We start from the raw sequence: 18,637 nt of genomic DNA, 5'->3' as shown, positions 1-18,637 counted from the left end.
GTCGGCGACTTCCTGCGGGCCCGGGTCATGTTGAACCTCACGGCCTAAGGCCGGGCCCAGGCGTCGGCGACTTCCTGCGGGCCCGCCGCACTCGCCGAGGCGGACCCGGGTCGACGTGGGCTCGCGGCCCGAGGCGGGCTCAGGCGTTGGCGTAGGCGGCGTATCCGTCGAGCGCCAGATCGAAGCCGTCGCGATAGTGGCGGTAGGAGCGGTAGCAGGGCCGCCATGCCGTGCTGTTGCCGACGCCCGCGCGGGCGTCGGCGATCGCGGAGGGGACCCGCTCAGGGGAGGGCAGCAGACCTCCGCCGAGATAGCGGGCGTCGGCGAGGACCGTGGAGGTGGCGGGGTCGCCGCTCGCGTAGCGGCCACGGCGCCAGCCGCTCTCCTCGTCCCAGACCAGCGCGTCGCCACCGGTCAGGCGAATGGTGACGGTGCGCGGGTCGCAGGGACCCTGCCACCAGCTCTCGACCGCCTCGCCCAGCGCCTCGACGACGAGGCCGACGTAGCGGGACGGCTGGTCGCGCCACTCCTCGGTATACGGCTCAACATGTTTGACACCCACGGCGGGCACTCCCTTGTGCCGTCTTGCTCTGTCTGGTTGAACGCCCGTCCGGCACGACCACGGTTTCACCACCGCCGGTCTCATCACACGGTAACGAGCTCGCCCACGATCCTACTAACGCCGCGGACGTGCTCCGCGCGGAACGCGAAGATCGACAATCGCGTATCGTCAATTCCGCCCCTCACCTCAACCGTGACCTTTTCGTGACAACCGCATCGATGTCCGCGCTGTCTACCCGATAAAGGAAGAACACCGTTGTGGAGGGGGGAAGAAGTGAGCCCGATGCTCGCGGGAATTCTCGTGGTGCTGATGCTCATCGTCTGCGTCTGTTTCGAGGTGTGCATGGTGCCACACGCGCGTGAGGAGAACGCGATCTCGGATCGCGGCGCCTCGGACCATGAGCGCGATGACGACCGTCCGGGCAGGTACGACACCGTCGAGGGTGAACCGTCCCTGTCGTGAACGGCGGCGACATCTCGGCCACGGGGCCGGCGAAAGAGCGAAGGACGAGGAGCACGTCCGCCCATTCCGTGGGAAGACCCTTCAAACGATCATTAAGGAAGACCACGCCGTCGGGTGACACCGTGCGAGCCGTACCCAGACGAGATCACCGGATACTAATGTCTGGCGCATGACAGACCACCTGCTGCTCTGGTTGCACATTGGTTTCGCGATCTTCGCCCTGGGGCCGATCACCGCCGCCACGATGTCGACTCCCAGATTCATCCGCACCAAGAACGTCGATGTCCTGCGTTATCTCCACAAGACCACGCGCATCTACGGTTTCGCGTCCGTCGGTGTCTTCCTGTTCGGGGCACTGCTGGGCCGCGAATTCCTTGGAAGGCCGTATCTGTCGGTATCCATGACGCTTTTCATCGTCGCCGCGGTGCTGCTGGTCATGGTGGAGCGGGACCAGCGCACCGCCATCCGGGTCCTCACCAATGAGAGCCCGGACGACGACGCCAAGGTGCAGGTCGGCCGGATCGCCGCCCTCTCCGGCGTGATCGTGCTGATCTGGATGGTCATCCTGGTGCTGATGGTCTGGGGAAGCCCGGCCTGAGCCCGCGTTTTCCCACCGCGCCCCTTTCCTGGCCGCAGCCGTTTCCTGGCCACGGCTGCTTCCCGGCCGCGCCCGTTTCCGACCCGGTGGCCGCCGTCTGCCCGGCGCCGGTTCCCGGCCGGGCGCCCGCACCCGGTCCGGCACCCGATCCCGGCCGGACGCCCGTTCCCGGCCCAGGATCCGGCTCCTGGACCGGCGCCCGCTCCTAGCCCAGCGCCTGGCTGAGGTCGGCCAGCAGGTCGTCGATCGACTCGATGCCGACCGACAGGCGCACCAGGTCGCCGGGCACCTCCAGCGGCGAGCCCGCCACCGAGGCGTGGGTCATCAGACCGGGGTGCTCGATCAGCGACTCCACGCCGCCGAGCGACTCGCCCAGGGTGAACAGCTTGGTCCTGTTGCACAGCTCGACGGCCTCGGCCTCGCCTCCGGCCATCCGGAAGGAGACCATGCCGCCGAAACGCCTCATCTGCTTGGCCGCCACCTCGTGTCCCGGGTGGTCGGCCAGGCCCGGGTAGAGCACCGAGGACACCCGAGGATGGGCGAGCAGCAGGTCCACCACCCGTTCGGCGTTCTCGCAGTGGCGATCCATCCGCACCCCGAGTGTCTTGAGACCGCGCAGCGTCAGCCAGGCGTCGAACGGCCCGGCCACCGCGCCCATCGCGTTCTGGTGGTAGGCGAGCTCCTCGCCCACTCCGGCGTCCCGCGCGACGAGCGCGCCGCCGACCACGTCTGAGTGGCCGCCCACGTACTTGGTGGTGGAGTGCACGACGATGTCCGCGCCCAGCGCGATCGGCTGCTGCAGGTACGGGGAGGCGAAGGTGTTGTCCACCACCAGCAGCGCGCCGCACTCGGTCGCGAGCTGGGCGAGTGCCGCGATGTCGGCGATGCCGAGCAGCGGGTTGGTGGGCGTCTCCACCCAAATGATCTTGGTCTTCTGGGTCACGGCGGCCGCCACCGCCGTCAGGTCGCCCAGCGGCGCCGGGTCGTAGTGCAGCCCCCAGCGCTCGTGGACCTTCGCGAACAAACGGTAGGTGCCGCCGTAGGCGTCGTTCGGGATGATCACGTGATCGCCCGGCCTGCAGATCGCCCGGAGCACCGCGTCCTCGGCGGCCAGCCCCGAGGCGAAGGCCAGACCACGGCTGCCGCCCTCGACGGCGGCCATGGCCTCCTCCAGCGCGGTCCTGGTCGGGTTGGCGGACCGGCTGTACTCATATCCGGCGCGCAACCCGCCCACGCCGTCCTGCTTGTAGGTGGACACCGCGTAGATCGGCGGCACCACGGCCCCGGTGTAGGGGTCGGGTTCCTGACCTGCGTGGATGGCCAGCGTCTCGAATCCTTGGTTCATGAGGTCAACGTTACTCGCGGCGCCGGGTGCCCCAGAGCAGCGGAAAACGCCGCTCAGGGAGCCTCCGGCCGCCTACTCCGCGCGCTCCCCGCCGATCCGCGAGAGCAGGACCGGGTCGGCGAGCGTCAAGGCCGCACCGACCACGAGCCCGGCGAGCAGGAGCACGATCCCGATGATGGTCATCTCTTTCCCCCTTCGACCTCTCAAGCATCGGCGACGAGTTCCCCGCGCCGCTTCCGCTGAAGGACCGGTTCTCCGGGGAACGATTCGGCCGAACGGCCGATATGACCACTCCTCCGCGAGGCTTAGGCTCGGGGACCGTGGGAGAGACGAACCGGCTGATCTACTGGGTCAAAAGACTCAGCGAGATCGCTTTGATCGGTTGGCTCGTCCTGCTCCTGCTGATCGACGTGATGGTGGTCTCGGCCATCATGTCGTCGAGGGGCGGCCTCAACCCGGCGATGCTGCTGAGCCCCGTGTGCGGCCTGGTGGGCGTCGTGGCGGTGGCGCGACGCCGCCGCTGGCGGGTCGGCGGGCTCGTCACCCTGCTGACGGTGTCGTTCCTGTCGTCCCTGATCATCGGGATCACCGACGGCGACGGCAGTCCCGGCGTGGCCGAGATCGGGTCGCTGCTGGTCCTCACCGTCGGCGGGCTGCGCGCGATCGAGCCGGTGCGGCGGGCCGCGCTGTTCTCCCTGGCGACGATGATCGTGCTCGAAACCTCCTCCGTCCGCCTGAACTTCATGAGCGGGGAACCGGCGACGGCCTCGGGCTTCCTGCTCTTCGTCTGCTGGTCCTGCGCCGCCGGTATCGGCGCCTACCTCCGCTTCCAGCTGGAGCGCCGCAGGGAGGCCGTCGACACGGTGCGGCGGTCCGAACGCCTGGAGCTGGCCAGGGAGCTGCACGACCTGGTCGCCCACCACATCACCGGGATCGTGGTGCAGGCCCAGGCCGCCAAGGTCGTCGCCGAGCAGAAACCCGAGGCCGTGGTCCCCTCCCTGGAGGCGATCGCGAACGCGGGGGCCGACGCGCTCACCTCGATGCGCCGCCTGGTCAGCGTGCTGCGCGCGGAGGACGGGGCCGCCCGCTCACCGGGCAGCACGCTCATGGACATGCGCACGATGGTCGAGCGTTTCTCCGCCGCGGGCCCCCAGGTCACCTTCGACATCGGCCAGGGCATCGCCGAGGGCACCGTCGCCCCGGAGGTGATGACCACCCTCCACCGGGTCCTTCAGGAGTCGTTGACCAACGTCCGCAGGCACGCCCCCGGCACCGACTGGGTCGAGGCGGACCTGAAGCTCACCGACGGCTCCGACCTGCGCGCCTGGGCCGAGAGCGTACGCGTGAAGACGGGGAACGACCAGGACCCGCGGGCCCGGCGTACCGCCTCCGCCCCGGCGGGCCCCCCGCCTCGCGAAGGCGCCTCACCCACCGGGGGCGCCGTGCGGCTGCGGGTGCGCAACTACGGCTCGTTGGCCGACGTCAGGGTCGCCCGTCTCGGCGGTGGGTTCGGCCTGGTGGGCATGGCCGAGCGCGTCGAGGCTCTCGGCGGCCGTCTGCTGGCCGGCCCCACCCGCTCCGGGGCCTGGGAGGTGACGGCGGAGTTTCCCCTCTGACCCCGCCCTCTCCTGAAGAACGGGCTAGTGGCTGGCGAGGAAGGCGAGCAGGTCCTGCCGGGTGATCAGGCCGACGGGCTTGCCGTCGTCGAGGACGACCGCGGCGTCGGCCTTCTCCAGTGCCTCGACGGCGATGGAGACCGGCTCCCCCGCGCCGATCGTCGGCAGCGGCTGCGACATGTGGGCGGCCAGCGGGTCGGTCGGCCGCACCCGGCCCCGGTACAGGGCGTCGAGCAGATCGCGCTCCAGGATCGAGCCGACCACCTCGGCGGCCATGACCGGCGGCTCCTCCTTCATCACCGGAAGCTGCGACACCCCGTACTCGCGCATGATCGAGATGGCTGTGTCGACCGACTCGTGCGGGTGGGTGTGCACGAACTCCGGCATGCCGGAGCTCTTCTGGGTCAGCACGTCCTTGACCAGGCCCTCCTCGCTGGAGGTGGTGAGGAAGCCGTAGTCGGCCATCCACTCGTCGTTGAAGATCTTCGACAGGTAACCACGTCCGCCGTCGGGCAGCAGCACCACGATCACGTCGTCCGGCCCGGCCCGCTCGGCCACGCGCAGCGCCGCGACCGTCGCCATCCCGCAGGAGCCGCCCACCAGCAGCGCCTCCTCGCGGGCCAGGCGGCGGGTCATGGTGAAGGAGTCCTTGTCGGAGATCGCGATGACCTCGTCGCAGATCGTGGTGTCGTAGTTGGCCGGCCAGATGTCCTCGCCGACGCCCTCCACCAGGTACGGCCGCCCGGTGCCGCCTGAGTAGACGGAACCCTCGGGGTCGGCTCCGATGATCTTGACCCGGCCGCCGGAGACCTCCTTGAGGTAGCGGCCGGTGCCGCTGATCGTGCCCCCGGTGCCGACGCCCGCCACGAAGTGGGTGATCCTGCCCTCCGTCTGGTCCCAGATCTCCGGGCCGGTGGAGTGGTAGTGGCTCTCGGTGTTGCGCGGGTTGGAGTACTGGTCGGGCTTCCAGGCGTTCGGTGTCTCCCTGGCCAGCCGGTCGGAGACCGAGTAGTAGGAGTCGGGGTGGTCGGGGGAGACCGCCGTCGGGCAGACCACGACCTCGGCACCGTAGGCGCGCAGAACCGAGATCTTGTCCTGGGCCACCTTGTCGGGCACCACGAACAGGCAGCGATATCCCCGCTGCTGGGCCACGATGGCGAGGCCGATCCCGGTGTTACCCGAGGTGGGCTCCACGATCGTGCCCCCGGGACGCAACTCTCCCGACTGCTCGGCGGCGTCGATCATCCGGACCGCGATGCGGTCCTTCACCGACCCTCCAGGGTTGAAATACTCCACCTTCGCCAGCACTTGGGCGGAAATGCCCTCTGTCACCTTGTTCAGTCGGACGAGAGGGGTGTTGCCCATCAGTTCGACAAGCGAGTCATGTACGCGCACCGGGATATCACCTCGAAATACCAAAGCTCGGTCGGCTTGTTGTCGTAATCGCCGCGATCCCCGTAGGGGTGGCAGGGACTCGGCTGTGTCACCAAAGGCAACGCTACCGCCCCGTACGGAGGGAGCGACGCCACGTGAGCTGGACACCGGGTACGGCGCGAGTCGCCCGCCGCGTCGCCGCGGCGGCCGCCCTGGGCGGAGGGGGCCTCACCGCGCTCGGCGCGGCGACCTACGGCCTGCTGCTGGCCGAGGCACTGGTGGCCCGCCGCACCGTCGGCCGCCCGCACGGCATGGAGGGACCGCCTTCGGACGGGGTGTACGGGGCCTTCGACGGCGAGCCCGTCAGGATGGTCATGCTCGGCGACTCCACCTCCGTCGGCCTGGGCACCTCGGAACCCGCGGAGACACCCGCCGTGCTGATCGCGAACGGGCTGGCCGTGATCGCCGAGCGGCCGGTTCGGCTCACCGTGACGGGCAGGTCGGGAGCGACCTCCGCGGAGCTGGGCGAGCAGGTGGACAAGGCGTTGAAGGCCAGGCCCGAGATCGCGGTCATCTTCATCGGGGCGAACGACGTCACCTCGCAGAGCAGGCCCGCCCACGCCGTACGACACCTGCGCAAGGCGGTCGAACGGCTGCGGAAGGCGGGGGCGGAGGTGGTCGTGGGCACCTGCCCCGACCTGGGCACGGTCCGGCCGATCGCACAGCCTCTGCGCTGGGTGACGCGGCGATGGAGCCGCCAGCTCGCCGCCGCGCAGACCGTCGCCGTGGTCGAGGCGGGCGGGCGGACGGTGGCCTTCGCCGACCTGCTGGGGCCGGAGTTCGACACGAACCCCACGGAGATGTTCGGCCTTGATCGTTTTCACCCATCTACCCAAGGCTATCTCCAGATCGCTTACGCGGTGCTACCTTCCGTATGCAGTGCGTTGGAACTCTGGCCCGAGCCCCGGGTCCGGCGCACTGAGTCGATCTACCTCGCGGCGGCCAAGGCCGCGGAGGAGCCCGGCGCCGAGGTCTCCGCGACCCGTGTCGCCGGGCGAGCGACCGGACCTCACGGACGGTGGGTGACCATACTCGGCCGAAGGCCGTGGATGCGGCCCAACGACGCCTGAACACGGTCACCCTCCGCTGCGAAGCCGTAACGCCTCGCCCGCATTGGAGTGGAATACCCGTGATCCGGCCCCTCGCGAAACCGGCCCTGGTGCTCGCCGGAGCTTTGACCCTGGGCGGCTGCTCCGGCACTGAAGCGGCCACCCCCGACCATCCCACCTGGCACAACACCGAGGTGAACGCGGTCAGCCGCACCACCGCCGCCGGTGGCGTCGCCACGACGACCTCCATGAAGCCCGACGGCACGCTGGAGACGGTCGCCCTCGACCTCGCCACGGGCAGGAAGCTGTGGGCCCACCCCTCGACCATGGCGGGCCGCCTGCCGGGCATGGGGGTGCCCGCCCCCGCGATCGTCGAGACCTCCACCGGACAGACCGTCGCGGTGACGATCGACCCCGCCAGGCGGGGCCGCTGGAAGGCCACGCTCGTCGGCCTGGACGCCAGGACCGGGGCCCGCAGGTGGCGTCGCCCGGTGCACTCCACCTTCGGCCCGCAGCGGTGCGGGGCGTTCGTGTGCGTGTCCGAGAACACCGCGCTCGCGAGCGCCCGCGTCGTCGTCCTCGATCCGGCCACCGGCAAGGCCCTGTGGAAGATCCCCGGCATCGCCGAGGCCGAGTGGTCCGACGCCTCGCGCGTGGTGTTCCTCCGTCTGGCCCGCCACCCCGTGCTGGAGGCGCACGACCTCAAGACCGGCAAGGCCGTCTGGCGGCTCCCCGTCGAGCAGCCCCTCGGCGCCGGAGTCGACCTGTCGGGAGGCTGGTCCTTCGGCGCGACGGCGGGAAACCTCGTCGGATACGTCGCCCCCTACACCAATCCGAAGACGAGCAAGGTCTCCGCCTTCGGCCTGTTCTCCGTCAAGCTCTCCGACGGCACGGTCAACTGGATGCGCCCGTCGGTGGTCCGCGTCTATCCCAGCGGCAGTCCCGGCTTCGCCCCGGTGGTCCGCCCGGTCGACCAGGAGGGCCGGTACGGCGGGTTCGCCAGACTGGAGGCGGGGAGCGGCCGGGTGCTCGGCCAGATCTCCGCCGATCAGGTGCCCGAGGCGGGCTGGTGGCTCGCCTTCCCGCCTCGCATGGAGAAGGTCGGCTTCCTGCGGCACGGCGAGCCGGGTAGCGCCTTCGACCTTCCCACCGCCCGCGCGGCCGACGTCAAGGACGAGCGCGCCTGGTCCTTCTGCGTGACCGACCCCAAGCCGCTCGCGCTCAAGGGCCAGAACCCCGGTTTCTACTCGGTGGCCTCGCTGTGCGAGTACAGGCTGGCCGACGGCAAGCGGGTGTCCGGCTCGGGCGCCCCGCCCCTCTGGTTCACCGGCAGTCAGAACGGCTGGCGGATGTGGCGCGACGAGAAGGGCGCTCTGCACGGGATCAGGGACGGCGACGGCACCTCCCCCGGCATGTACGGCTGACATCCGGGCGTCCACGGCCGTACCACCGTCACCCGTCACCGACAGGGCGGCCGGGCCCCTTCCTCCGGTCGGGAAGGGGCCTCGCGCTCCCCGTACAAAGTTCTGTTTCAACGCCCCTGGGCGCGGTTTTGGGCATACCGCGCGGTACGCTCCGCAGGAGGAGCAGACATCAACCCAGGAGAGCCACATGCCCGAGGCAGTCATCGTCGCGACCGCGCGCTCGCCCATCGGACGCGCCTTCAAGGGGTCCCTCAAGGACATCCGCCCCGACGACCTGACCGTACAGATCATCCAGGCCGCGCTCGCCAAGGTCCCCCAGCTCGACCCGACCACGATCGACGACCTCATGCTGGGCTGTGGCCTGCCGGGCGGCGAACAGGGCTTCAACATGGGTCGCGTGGTCGCCACCCTGCTCGGCCTGGACGGCGTGCCGGGCACCACCGTGACCCGCTACTGCTCGTCCTCGCTGCAGACCACCCGGATGGCCCTGCACGCGATCAGGGCGGGCGAGGGGGACGTGTTCGTCTCCGCGGGCGTGGAGTGCGTCTCCCGCTTCGCCAAGGGCAGCTCGGACTCGCTGCCCGACACGACGAACCCGCTCTTCGTCGACGCCCAGGCCCGCACGGCGAGTGCCGCGGAGGGCGGCAGGGGAGTCTGGCACGACCCGCGCGAGGACGGCCTGATGCCCGACGTCTACGTGGCGATGGGCCAGACGGCGGAGAACCTCGCCGGACTGAAGGGCGTCTCCCGGCAGGAGCAGGACGAGTTCGGTGTCCGCTCCCAGAACCTGGCGGAGAAGGCCATCGCCAACGGCTTCTGGGAGAAGGACATCACCCCGGTCACCCTGCCCGACGGGACCGTGGTGAGCAAGGACGACGGCCCTCGGGCGGGGACCACCTACGAGGCGGTCTCCCAGCTCAAGCCGGTCTTCCGGCCCGACGGCACGGTCACCGCGGGCAACTGCTGCCCGCTGAACGACGGTGCCGCCGCCGTGATCGTGATGAGCGACACCCGGGCCGCCGAACTCGGCATCACCCCGCTCGCCCGGATCGTCTCCACCGGGGTGACCGGCCTGTCCCCCGAGATCATGGGCCTGGGCCCGGTCGAGGCCTCGAAGCAGGCCCTGGCCAGGGCGGGCATGGCCATCGGCGACGTGGACCTCGTCGAGATCAACGAGGCGTTCGCCGCCCAGGTCATCCCGTCCTACCAGGACCTGGGGATCGACATCGACCGGCTCAACGTCAACGGCGGCGCCATCGCGGTCGGGCACCCCTTCGGGATGACCGGCGCCCGCATCACCTCCACGCTGATCAACAGCCTCGCCTTCCACGACAGGTCGATCGGCCTGGAGACCATGTGCGTCGGCGGCGGCCAGGGCATGGCGATGGTTCTGGAACGCCTCAGCTGAACCGGGCCGGGCGCGGTGTCGTCGGGCACCGCGTACCGGAGAGATCTCCCGACGCGGGCCACCCCGGTCAGGCGAGCGCGCGGCCGGGGTGTGTCCCGGGACGCGGTCAGCCGTGCACGTCGGGGCCGGCTCGGGTGATCGCGATCCTCAGGATCACCCGCCGCTCCCGCTCCATCGCGGCCCGGTAGTCGTCCCAGTCCGGGTGCTCGCCGGAGATGTCACGGTAATAGCCGACCAGGAGATCCATCGCCTCGGGCAGGGAGACGATCTCCGCGACGCCGTCGATCTGGATCCACTCACCGAAGAAGGCGTCGGTCGTCACGCAGAGCGAGACCTGCGGGTTCCTGCGGAGGTTGCGTACCTTCGCCGCCGTCTCCCTGGTGCTGACGATCGCGTTCCCCTCCGCGTCGAGCCCCACGGTGACCGGGGAGAGTTGCGGGCGGCCGTCGGCGTGTGAGGTCAGCATGACCGCTCGGTGGTTGGCGCGGATGAACCCGCGCGCCTTGTCATGATCCATGACTCCATCATGACCCACGCCGAAGCCCGCACCACCGGAGCGGCGCGGGCTTCACGGAGATGGACGGCTTACAGGTGGCGGGTACGGCGGTGCCGCTCGTGCTCGTGCACGATGGCCGCGGCGTAGCCGTGGGTCAGCCCGTGCTCGTTGGCGAGCCAGGTGGCCCGCTCGTCACAGCGAAGGAACGACGGGCCGTTGTCGATGGCTTGAAACCACTCTGGGAGTGCACGTCCGGTGATGTCCGGAACCCTGGCGATCAGCTTGCTCTGCGTCTCCATCGAGTGGTTCAACGACATGGGCACCTCCACGGATAGGCTCCTTTGCTCGACAGTGCATCACGAAAGCCCAGATAGCAAGCCCTGAGATGCTCTCTTCCTTCGCGGTTCGTCCATCCCCCTTTGCCTTCCGTTCACTCGTCCGTCGCCGGAAAAAACGAGAGGGCCCCGCCGGAACGCGTCCGGCGGGGCCCTCTCCGTGCTGTCGTCAGTCGCTACTCGAGAAGTAGCTCAGCAGGCGCAGGATCTCCAGGTAGATCCAGACCAGGGTGACGGTGAGGCCGAAGGCCATCAGCCACGAGTACTTCTCCGGGGCTCCGTTCCGCACGCCCTGCTCGACCTGGTCGAAGTCGAGGAGGAGGAAGAAGCAGCCGATGAGGATCGTGGCGATGCTGAACACGTAGGCCAGCGGGCCGCCCGACCGGATGCCGATGCCGTCCTCGATGAAGAACCCGGCGACCAGGTTGATGAGCATGAGACCCATCAGGCCCAGCCCGGCGGCCACGACGAACTTGGTGAACTTGGGCGTCACGCGGATGATGCGCAGCGAGTAAACGGTCAGCATGGCGGCGAAGGCCAGAGCCGTACCGACCACCGCCTGGAAGACGATGCCGCTGTACAGATCGTTGTAGACGTGGCTGATCACACCGACGGCGACACCGTAGGCGACCGAGTAGCCGAGGATCAGAACGGGGTTGGTGCTGGACTTGAACGAGATGACCAGGGCGAGGATCAGGCCGACGATGACACCGGCGATCGCCGCGACCATGCCGAGGTTGAGCACCCAGGCGACCGCCGCCGAGACGACAAGCGTGCCAAGCGTGATGAAACCACGCACGACCACGTCGTCGATCGTCATCGTCCGCTGTGCGGGCGGCGCGTATGACGGCGTGTTGTACATGCCCTGAAGCTGGTCAGGGGTGGGGGTCGGCATGCCCCAGCCTTGCTGCTGGCCCTTGGCCTGCCGACTGAATACGGGGTTCTTGCTCTCCATCGCTGCCTCCACGCTGCGACCTACGCGATCAGCGTATTAGATCGGTTGTCACACGGCCGTATCGTGCTGATATCCATGTTGTCCAGGCGACCGTACGGCTACCGCCGATGGTGCCAACGAACAGGTGGCGCCTTCGGTTCCCGGGCCTCACATCTGTCTTGCCGCTCGCTCGTCGAAGAGTCGCTGCGACGCCTCGACCTCTTCGAGATTGCGGCGCGCCCACTCGCAGATGCCGGTCACGGCCACCGACAGGTCGCGCCCCATCCTGGTGAGCACGTACTCCACCGTGGGTGGCGAGGTCGGGTAGACGTTGCGCTCGACGATGCCGTCACGCTCCAGGGCCCGTAGCGTCCGGGTCAGCATGCGCTGGTTGATCCCCTCGATCCGCGCCTTGAGCCGGGAGAAGCGCTGGGCCTCGTGCCCCAGCGCCGCGATCACCAGCAGGGACCACTTGTCCCCGATATGACCGATCAACTGTCGGGCGACCCCGTTCGCCCCCAGCACGGACTCCAGGTTCGCCTCGCTACTCATGGTTACTATTTTATACCAGGGATACATCGAATCCCGGCCCTCAGCACTCCACGGAGAATGATCACAGTTATGTAACTCCAAAAGTTTTGCGAGCACATTTGGGAGGGGTACTCCCGACCGTTCGGCACGGGTCACACGGAGCCGGATAACACGAAAAGACCCGCGACCACGTTTTCACTGGTCGCGGGCCTTGTTCCGCAGATCATCATGAGTGCCCCCGGAGGGACTCGAACCCTCACTCGAACCCTTTTAAGGGGTTTGCCTCTGCCATTGGGCTACGGGGGCGCCGTAATCATACGTAACGGACCACTCATGCGTAACTGCTCAAGGCAACCGTCGCATCACTTCCGCTGAGAATCTTATGGATCGTCCCGCCTTCGGGGGACCCGGTCAAGGAATAGCACATCGCCGGGAACGGCGAACCCGGAGGTGGGCCTCGTCGGCCACCTCCGGGTTCGGGAGTTCCGTTCACTCTCCGGGTTCGGACGTCCGGTTCACACTCGGAGTCTGTTCGCCCTTCGGGCGTTCAGTTGCTCGCCGCGGCGCGGAACTCCGTGCGCGGTTCCTCGATCTCTCCGAGAGAGACGGTCTCGCGCTTGAAGAAGAGCGCCAGGGTCCAGTCGGCCGTCACCCGGACCTTGCGGTTGAAGGTGGGAACCCGCGACAGGTGGTAGGTGCGGTGCATGAACCACGCGGCGAGCCCGCGCAGCTTGATCCCGTAGACGTTGGCGACCCCCTTGTGCAGGCCGAGCCCGGCGACGGAGCCGACGTACCTGTGCCGGTAGTCGACCAGCTCCTGCCCGTGCAGGCTCCGGGTGATGTTGTCCGCGAGGACCTTGGCCTGCCGTACGGCGTGCTGCGCGTTGGGCGCACAGTACTGGCCGGGGTTGGTCAGGTCGGGCACCCCGGCCACGTCTCCCGCCGAGTAGGCGTCCTCGACGCCGACCACGGTGAGACGGGCGGTCGTCTTGATCCTGCCTCGCTCGTCGAGGGGCAGGTCTCCGGCGTTGACGACCGGACTCGGCTTCACCCCGGCGGTCCACACGATGGTGGCCGACTCGAACTCGTCTCCGTCGGAGAGCTTGACCAGGCCGCCCTCGCAGGAATCGAGGCGGGTGTTCATCTTGACCTCGATGCCGCGCTCACGCAGCTGCTCGGCGGTCCACGCGCCCATCTCGGGGCCCACCTCGGGGAGGATGCGGTCGGTGGCCTCGACGAGGATCCAGCGCATGTCCTTGCGGGAGATGTTGCGGTAGTAGCGGGTGGCGTCCACCGCCATGTCCTCCAGCTCGGCCAGCGCCTCGACGCCGGCGAAGCCCCCGCCGACCACGACGAACGTCAGGGCGCGCCTGCGCAGGGCCTCGTCGTCGTCGCTCTCGGCCCGGTCGAGGAGTTCGAGCACCCGGTTGCGCAGCGCGATCGCCTCGCCAACCGTCTTGAAACCGATCGCGGCGTCGGCCAGGCCGGGGATGGGGAGCGTACGGGAGATCGATCCGGCGGCCATCACCACGATGTCGTAGTCGATCTCGTGCGGGGTGCCGACGTTGGGGGCGAAGGTGACGGTCTTGGCCGCGTGGTTGACCTTGGAGACCTTGCCGTTGAGGATCGTCGCCTTCGAGAGCACGCGGCGGAGCGGGACGACGACGTGCCGGGGCGAGAGGTTTCCCGCGGCGGCCTCGGGGAGGAACGGCTGGTAGGTCATGTGGGATTCGGGGGTCAGGACGGTGATGCGCACGCTTCCATCGCGGAGCTCCCTGCGGAGGGTGTGCTGCAGGCGCAGCACGGTGTAGAGGCCGACATAGCCTCCACCCACGACCACGATGTGCTTGGAGTTGCGGTTCACTTCGACACTGTCCTTAGCTTCGAGGCTTGTGAAACCTTTCACAAGGATACGCTCACGCTTCCCGTCGCACCAGCCGCCCATCTGGCAAGCTGGCTCTAATTTCCGTCATCAGCTAGAAACATCACTCTTCTCGGCAGAATTCCGATCAATCTTCTCTTTGTGATCGACTTCACAAGCCCCGTAGCGCGTTCGCCCTGCTGAAGAGATCGTCGAGCATCTGTGCGGTCACCCTGCCGGTGAAGGTGTTCTGCTGACTGGGGTGATAGCAGCCGAGAAGGTGCGCGGGATTTCCCTGGGGAGAGGTGATCTCCACCTCGGCGCCGTGCCCGAAGGGCGGTCTCGGCCGCGGCAGGGCGTACCCGGCGTCCCTCAGCGCGGGCCAGATCGCCTGCCAGGCGAAACCACCCAGCGCGACGACCACCCGTACCTCCGCCGAGACCAGGGCGACCTCGCGGGAGAGCCAGGGCAGGCAGGCGGCCCGCTCGGCGGGCTCGGGCTTGTTGGCGGGCGGTGCGCACCGGACCGCGGCCACCATCCGCGCGCCGACGAGCCGCTGGCCGTCGTCCGCGCGAAGGCTCGTCTCCTGTACGGCCAGGCCCGTCCGGTACAGCGAGGCGAACAGCCAGTCGCCGCTGCGGTCTCCGGTGAAGATCCTTCCGGTCCTGTTGCCGCCGTGCGCCGCCGGGGCGAGCCCGACGATGAGGACCTCGGGCCTCTCGTCACCCCATCCCGCGATGGGCCGGCCCCAGTAGGTCTCCTCCGCGAACGCCCGCCTTCGCACCGTCGCCACCTCCTCGCGCCACTCCACCAGGCGCGGGCAGGCCCGGCAGACCGACTGCGCGGCCGTGAGCTCCGCGAGGGTACGGCTCTCCCTCGCGAGTTTCCGCACTTCGGCGGGGTCGTGGGCGACGGGGGTGCCGGGCTGGGCAGGGTCACCGGGCCAGCCGGATCCCGGAGGAACGTAGCTCATGTCCTCGATGGTGCCCGACACGCGAGAGCGCCGGGTCCACGCTCGCGATGCCCGGCGCGCGAGACCACCCGGTTCACGCCCTCACGGCGTCCGGCACGGGAGCACTCGATTCACGCCCGCACGGGAGCGCCCGAACCACCTCCCGCCTCGGGGAAGCCGGAAGACGGCGCGGGAAACGAGAAGCGGCGCCCGCTGGGTGCGGGCGCCGCCTGTTTCACTCGGGACGCGGCCCGGCGTCAGCCGCCGGGCGCGCTACCTCGACCTACCGTGTCCTCAACGTTCTCAGCCAGCGGTCTCGGTGACGGCCGGGGTGGGAGTGGGGGTGGGGGTCACGGTGGGCGTCGGCGTCGGGGTCGGCTTCGGCGGGTGCTTGCAGAAGACCTTGCCGACCGCGGTGCCGGTGGTCGGGCCACCGGAGATCTCGATCGCGCGCTTGGACTCACCGGAGGCAGAGGCGGTCCAGCTGTCGGACACGCTCTGGCTCTGCGAGCCGTAGCCGCTGAAGTGGGCGTACTTCCAGTCGCCCGCCACACCGTCGCTGATCCAGCGGTACCTCACGGTGGTGCGGCCGCTCGCGCCGATCGTGCCGGTGAAGGTGCGGGTCGTCGGGCAGGTGCCCGCGTAGAAGGACGGACCGTCCACGGACGCCCAGACCTTCGGCGACGTGTCCTTGCACCAGATCTTGAAGTGGACGCGGTTGGAGGACGCCTTCACCGGGCCGACGACCTGCAGCACGGCCCAGCCCCTGAAGTTCTCACCGGGCTTGATCACGTGGACGACCTTGCGCGAGCCGTTGACGCGGATGGCGTCACGCTCGACGACCTCGCCGTTGACGACCCAGCGGTAGTGCACCCAGCGGGTACCGGTGGCGGTGATGCGACCGATCAGGGCAGCCTGGCAGTTGCCCTCGTCGACCCACGCGTCGGCGTCGACGCGGCGAGGAACGACGACCTCTTCCTTGTCGCCGTTGGAGCCACAGGTGACCGAGAACTTGCCCTTCGAGGAGGTGGCGCCACGCGGGGACAGGACCTGGATGGCCTGCCAGCCCTTGACGTTGCCCTTGAAGGTGGACTTCTCCTTGACCGTGAAGCTCTTGACGCCCTTGCCGCGGAAGGTGAAGGACTTCACCTTGCTCTTCGAGCCGTCACCGTGCAGCCACCGGTAGGCGACCGTGGTCTTGCTCTTGACGGCCTTCACCTTGATCTTCGAGGAGAAGGTCACGCCGACGGGGCACTCACCCTTGTACTTCGAGGGCGATGCCTTGGGGGTTCCGACAGAGACGGCCGGCTTCGGCTTGCCGGCGGCCGAGGCCACCGTACCCGCCTGGCTCGAACCACTGGCCGCCGCTGCGGGCGTGGCCAGCATGCCTACTGCCATCGTCGCCAGCATGGCCGCGCTGGCTCCTGCTGCGGCTAGCTTGGTGGCTAGTCCGGACTTCATGAGGGGATGCTCCGTTCGTTGGGAAGCAAGATTGCTCGGGAGACGGTTGCCGCCCCGACAACAGCTGTGCCGGGCCCTACGGCAAAGCCTCACTAAAGCTTCTTTACCTAACCATAAACGGGAAGCTTTCCTCAATACTCCCTAAACGGGTTAATTGTCTAGATCTCGCTACGAGTCAGCAATCGACCACGCGATGCCATCGAGGATGTCGTGCTCGCTGGCGACCACGTCTCCGAAGCCGTAGCGGGTCACTATTCGGTCCAGGATGAGCGCCCCCGCCCCGATCACGTCGACCCTTCCCGGGTGCATGAGGGGAATCGCAGCCCGCCGTTCAACGGTCATTCCAAGCAAGCGCTTGGCGACGTCATGCACCTGACCTGCGGAAATTCGCGAATGATGAATTTTCTTCGGATCGTATTCCGGCAGCTCAAGCGCTATTCCCGCGACGGTGGTCACGGATCCCGCGAGCCCGACCATCGTCAGCGCCCGCTCCACGGGCACCTCGGCCGCGACCCGGTCGAGCGCGTCGTCGATGTCGGCGGTCATCGCCTCGACCGCCTCCGCCGAGGGAGGGTCGCCCGCGTCGCGCAGGTGGCGCTCGGTCAGCCGGACGCACCCGATGTCGACCGAGAGCGCGGCCTCCACGTGCGTCGAGCCGAGCACGAACTCGGTCGAGCCGCCACCGATGTCGACCACGAGGTACGGCGGGCGGGTGCCCTCGGGGGCGGGCAGGCCCGTCTCCTCGGAGAAGCGCACCAGATCGCGGGTCGCCCCGGCGAACGACAGCTCCGCCTCCTCCGCACCGGTGATCACCTCGGGCTCCACGCCGAAGATGTCGCGCACGCCGTCCACGAAGTCCTGCCGGTTGGCGGCGTCCCTCGTCGCGCTGGTGGCGACCACACGGACCGAGGAGGCCCCGAGCCCGTCGATGAGCCCCGCGTAGCCTCGCATGGCGGCGAACGTACGCTCCAGGGCCTCCGGCGCCAGCCTGCCGGTCCTGTCGACCCCCTGACCCAACCGGACGATCTCCATCCGGCGCTCCAGGTCGATCAGCCTGTCCCTGCCGACGTCGGCGACGAGCAGACGGACGGAGTTGGTGCCACAGTCGATCGCGGCGACGCGGATCACTCGGTCTCCTTCGAGGTCGGTGCCACGGCCTCGGCACACGGGGCTACGGATTGGTCGACGCACGGCCCGGCGGACCACCAGTCGCCGAGCGCGTCGAGGGCCTCGCGGCCGAAGGGGTTGCCGCCCGGCACCGCGAGTTCGTGCCCGACCAGGGCGTGCAGGCACTTGACCCGGGTCGGCATGCCCCCGGTGCTCTGCATGTCGCGGGGCAGCGGCTCCAGGCCCTCCTCGGCGGCCGCCCTGTCACGACGCGCCACGTAGTCGTCGTGCGCGGCCCGGTACGCCTCGGCCAGCTTCGGATCCTCGGCGAGCCTGGCCTGCATGTCCCGCATCATCCCCGAGGTCTCCAGCCTGCCGATGGCCGAGGCGGCCCTGGGGCAGGTGAGGTAGAACAGGGTCGGGAAGGGCGATCCGTCGGGCAGCCTCGGGGCGGTCTCGACGACGTCGGGAAGCCCGCACGGGCAGCGATGCGCCACCCTCCGCAGTCCGCGCGGCGTCCGGCCGAGCTGTCGCTCCACCGCCGCCACGTCGCGGTCGTCAACCATTCGTGGACACCCCCCTGAAAGACGACAACCAGGGTATCGGCGTCATCCGGCGGACTTGGCCGCCTTCTGTCCCCCGCCGCTGTCGGCGGCCTTCACCGAGTCCCACAGCGTCTCGTACCACGGCGGCCTGGCGACCGCCTGGCGCTCACCGGTCGTGCCTTTACCCGGCGAGGGCGCGTCCCCCATGACGACGTAGCACTTCTGCCCCGGATCGCAGTAGAAGAGGCGCTCCCTGCCCTGCCGCTTGATGAAGCCCGGGTCGAGGAGCTGCTTGGAGCGGTCGTCAAGGGCCTTGATCGCGGCGATCTCCCTCGCCTTCTCCTGCTCCAGCTGGGCGATCTGGCGGCGCTGGGCGACGTACTCCCTGATGGGGTAGGCGAGGCTCATCGCGATCGCGCACACCACGATCGCGAGCACCGCGGCCCGTCCCGTCAACTGTGGTCGTGCCGCCATGCGTCCCCCTCCGTCTCCACGCTCGTCCGCGGTGTGGCTCGCG

Annotated in this window: 19 protein-coding genes and 1 tRNA gene; 6 read left to right on the top strand and 14 right to left on the bottom strand. The window is 69.0% G+C overall.

Going from position 1 to position 18,637, the window contains the following annotated elements:
- Nucleotides 1-139 precede the first annotated feature (139 nt).
- Nucleotides 140-562, bottom strand: a complete 423-nt coding sequence (locus tag ACFY3V_RS23975) for a DUF6292 family protein (RefSeq protein WP_362898866.1) — start codon at nt 560-562, stop codon at nt 140-142.
- Nucleotides 563-844: 282 nt separating this feature from the next.
- Between ACFY3V_RS23975 and ACFY3V_RS23970 the strand changes: the two genes are divergently transcribed.
- Nucleotides 845-1,024, top strand: a complete 180-nt coding sequence (locus ACFY3V_RS23970) for a hypothetical protein (protein ID WP_362898864.1) — start codon at nt 845-847, stop codon at nt 1,022-1,024.
- A gap of 169 nt (nt 1,025-1,193) precedes the next feature.
- Entirely contained in the window at nt 1,194-1,622 is a 429-nt protein-coding gene (locus ACFY3V_RS23965; RefSeq protein WP_350949984.1) for a hypothetical protein, read from the top strand.
- 205 nt (nt 1,623-1,827) lie between these two features.
- Here ACFY3V_RS23965 and ACFY3V_RS23960 read toward each other — a convergent pair whose 3' ends face one another.
- Nucleotides 1,828-2,967 carry a cystathionine gamma-synthase gene (locus ACFY3V_RS23960; protein WP_350949985.1) on the bottom strand — a complete coding sequence of 380 codons (1,140 nt, stop codon included), beginning with the start codon at nt 2,965-2,967 and terminating at the stop codon, nt 1,828-1,830.
- A 320-nt stretch (nt 2,968-3,287) separates the two neighbouring features.
- On the opposite strand from ACFY3V_RS23960, the gene ACFY3V_RS23955 reads away from it, so the two are divergent.
- Entirely contained in the window at nt 3,288-4,583 is a 1,296-nt protein-coding gene (locus ACFY3V_RS23955; RefSeq protein WP_362898860.1) for a histidine kinase, read from the top strand.
- Nucleotides 4,584-4,607: 24 nt separating this feature from the next.
- On the opposite strand, the gene ACFY3V_RS23950 is transcribed toward ACFY3V_RS23955, so the two are convergent.
- Nucleotides 4,608-5,978, bottom strand: a complete 1,371-nt coding sequence (locus ACFY3V_RS23950) for a cystathionine beta-synthase (protein WP_350949987.1) — start codon at nt 5,976-5,978, stop codon at nt 4,608-4,610.
- A gap of 134 nt (nt 5,979-6,112) precedes the next feature.
- Here ACFY3V_RS23950 and ACFY3V_RS23945 point away from each other — a divergent pair, with 134 nt between their 5' ends.
- From ACFY3V_RS23945 to ACFY3V_RS23935, 3 genes are all read left to right on the top strand, one after another.
- Nucleotides 6,113-7,087: an SGNH/GDSL hydrolase family protein gene (locus ACFY3V_RS23945; RefSeq protein WP_350949988.1), complete on the top strand. Its 975-nt coding sequence runs from the start codon at nt 6,113-6,115 to the stop codon at nt 7,085-7,087.
- Nucleotides 7,088-7,146: 59 nt separating this feature from the next.
- Complete coding sequence (locus tag ACFY3V_RS23940) at nt 7,147-8,490, top strand: PQQ-binding-like beta-propeller repeat protein (protein ID WP_362898857.1); 1,344 nt, start codon at nt 7,147-7,149, stop codon at nt 8,488-8,490.
- 187 nt (nt 8,491-8,677) lie between these two features.
- On the top strand, nt 8,678-9,898 hold the full coding sequence (locus tag ACFY3V_RS23935; protein ID WP_362898855.1) for an acetyl-CoA C-acetyltransferase: 1,221 nt from the start codon (nt 8,678-8,680) through the stop codon (nt 9,896-9,898).
- Between the two features lie 106 nt (nt 9,899-10,004).
- On the opposite strand, the gene ACFY3V_RS23930 is transcribed toward ACFY3V_RS23935, so the two are convergent.
- The 11 genes from ACFY3V_RS23930 to ACFY3V_RS23880 form a co-directional block, all read right to left on the bottom strand.
- Nucleotides 10,005-10,415: a PPOX class F420-dependent oxidoreductase gene (locus ACFY3V_RS23930; protein ID WP_350949991.1), complete on the bottom strand. Its 411-nt coding sequence runs from the start codon at nt 10,413-10,415 to the stop codon at nt 10,005-10,007.
- A 68-nt stretch (nt 10,416-10,483) separates the two neighbouring features.
- Nucleotides 10,484-10,711, bottom strand: coding sequence for a DUF4287 domain-containing protein (locus tag ACFY3V_RS23925; protein ID WP_350950018.1), 228 nt, complete (start codon nt 10,709-10,711; stop codon nt 10,484-10,486).
- A gap of 187 nt (nt 10,712-10,898) precedes the next feature.
- Complete coding sequence (locus tag ACFY3V_RS23920) at nt 10,899-11,684, bottom strand: Bax inhibitor-1/YccA family protein (RefSeq protein ID WP_350949992.1); 786 nt, start codon at nt 11,682-11,684, stop codon at nt 10,899-10,901.
- Between the two features lie 147 nt (nt 11,685-11,831).
- The gene (locus ACFY3V_RS23915; RefSeq protein WP_362509416.1) at nt 11,832-12,215 is read right to left on the bottom strand and encodes a helix-turn-helix domain-containing protein; all 384 of its coding nucleotides are present in this window, start codon (nt 12,213-12,215) and stop codon (nt 11,832-11,834) included.
- A gap of 212 nt (nt 12,216-12,427) precedes the next feature.
- A tRNA-Leu gene (locus ACFY3V_RS23910) sits at nt 12,428-12,500 on the bottom strand.
- A gap of 241 nt (nt 12,501-12,741) precedes the next feature.
- Nucleotides 12,742-14,058: an FAD-dependent oxidoreductase gene (locus ACFY3V_RS23905; protein WP_362898852.1), complete on the bottom strand. Its 1,317-nt coding sequence runs from the start codon at nt 14,056-14,058 to the stop codon at nt 12,742-12,744.
- 169 nt (nt 14,059-14,227) lie between these two features.
- Nucleotides 14,228-15,028 (bottom strand): uracil-DNA glycosylase, encoded by an 801-nt coding sequence (locus tag ACFY3V_RS23900; protein WP_362898850.1) that lies wholly within the window; start codon nt 15,026-15,028, stop codon nt 14,228-14,230.
- A gap of 282 nt (nt 15,029-15,310) precedes the next feature.
- Nucleotides 15,311-16,468: a hypothetical protein gene (locus tag ACFY3V_RS23895; RefSeq protein WP_389776317.1), complete on the bottom strand. Its 1,158-nt coding sequence runs from the start codon at nt 16,466-16,468 to the stop codon at nt 15,311-15,313.
- A gap of 168 nt (nt 16,469-16,636) precedes the next feature.
- Entirely contained in the window at nt 16,637-17,596 is a 960-nt protein-coding gene (locus ACFY3V_RS23890) for a Ppx/GppA phosphatase family protein (protein ID WP_362898846.1), read from the bottom strand.
- On the bottom strand, nt 17,593-18,141 hold the full coding sequence (locus ACFY3V_RS23885; protein ID WP_350949998.1) for a DUF501 domain-containing protein: 549 nt from the start codon (nt 18,139-18,141) through the stop codon (nt 17,593-17,595). Before ACFY3V_RS23885 ends, ACFY3V_RS23890 begins: the two co-directional genes overlap by 4 nt.
- Nucleotides 18,142-18,183: 42 nt before the next feature.
- Nucleotides 18,184-18,594, bottom strand: a complete 411-nt coding sequence (locus tag ACFY3V_RS23880) for a septum formation initiator family protein (RefSeq protein ID WP_362898844.1) — start codon at nt 18,592-18,594, stop codon at nt 18,184-18,186.
- Nucleotides 18,595-18,637: the final 43 nt, after the last annotated feature.

Origin of the sequence: Streptosporangium sp. NPDC000095, assembly GCF_042899335.1 — a bacterium.
Taxonomy (GTDB): Bacteria; Actinomycetota; Actinomycetes; order Streptosporangiales; family Streptosporangiaceae; genus Streptosporangium.
The sequence above is the reverse complement of the archived record's forward strand: the minus strand, read 5'-3'. Positions and strand labels throughout refer to the sequence as shown.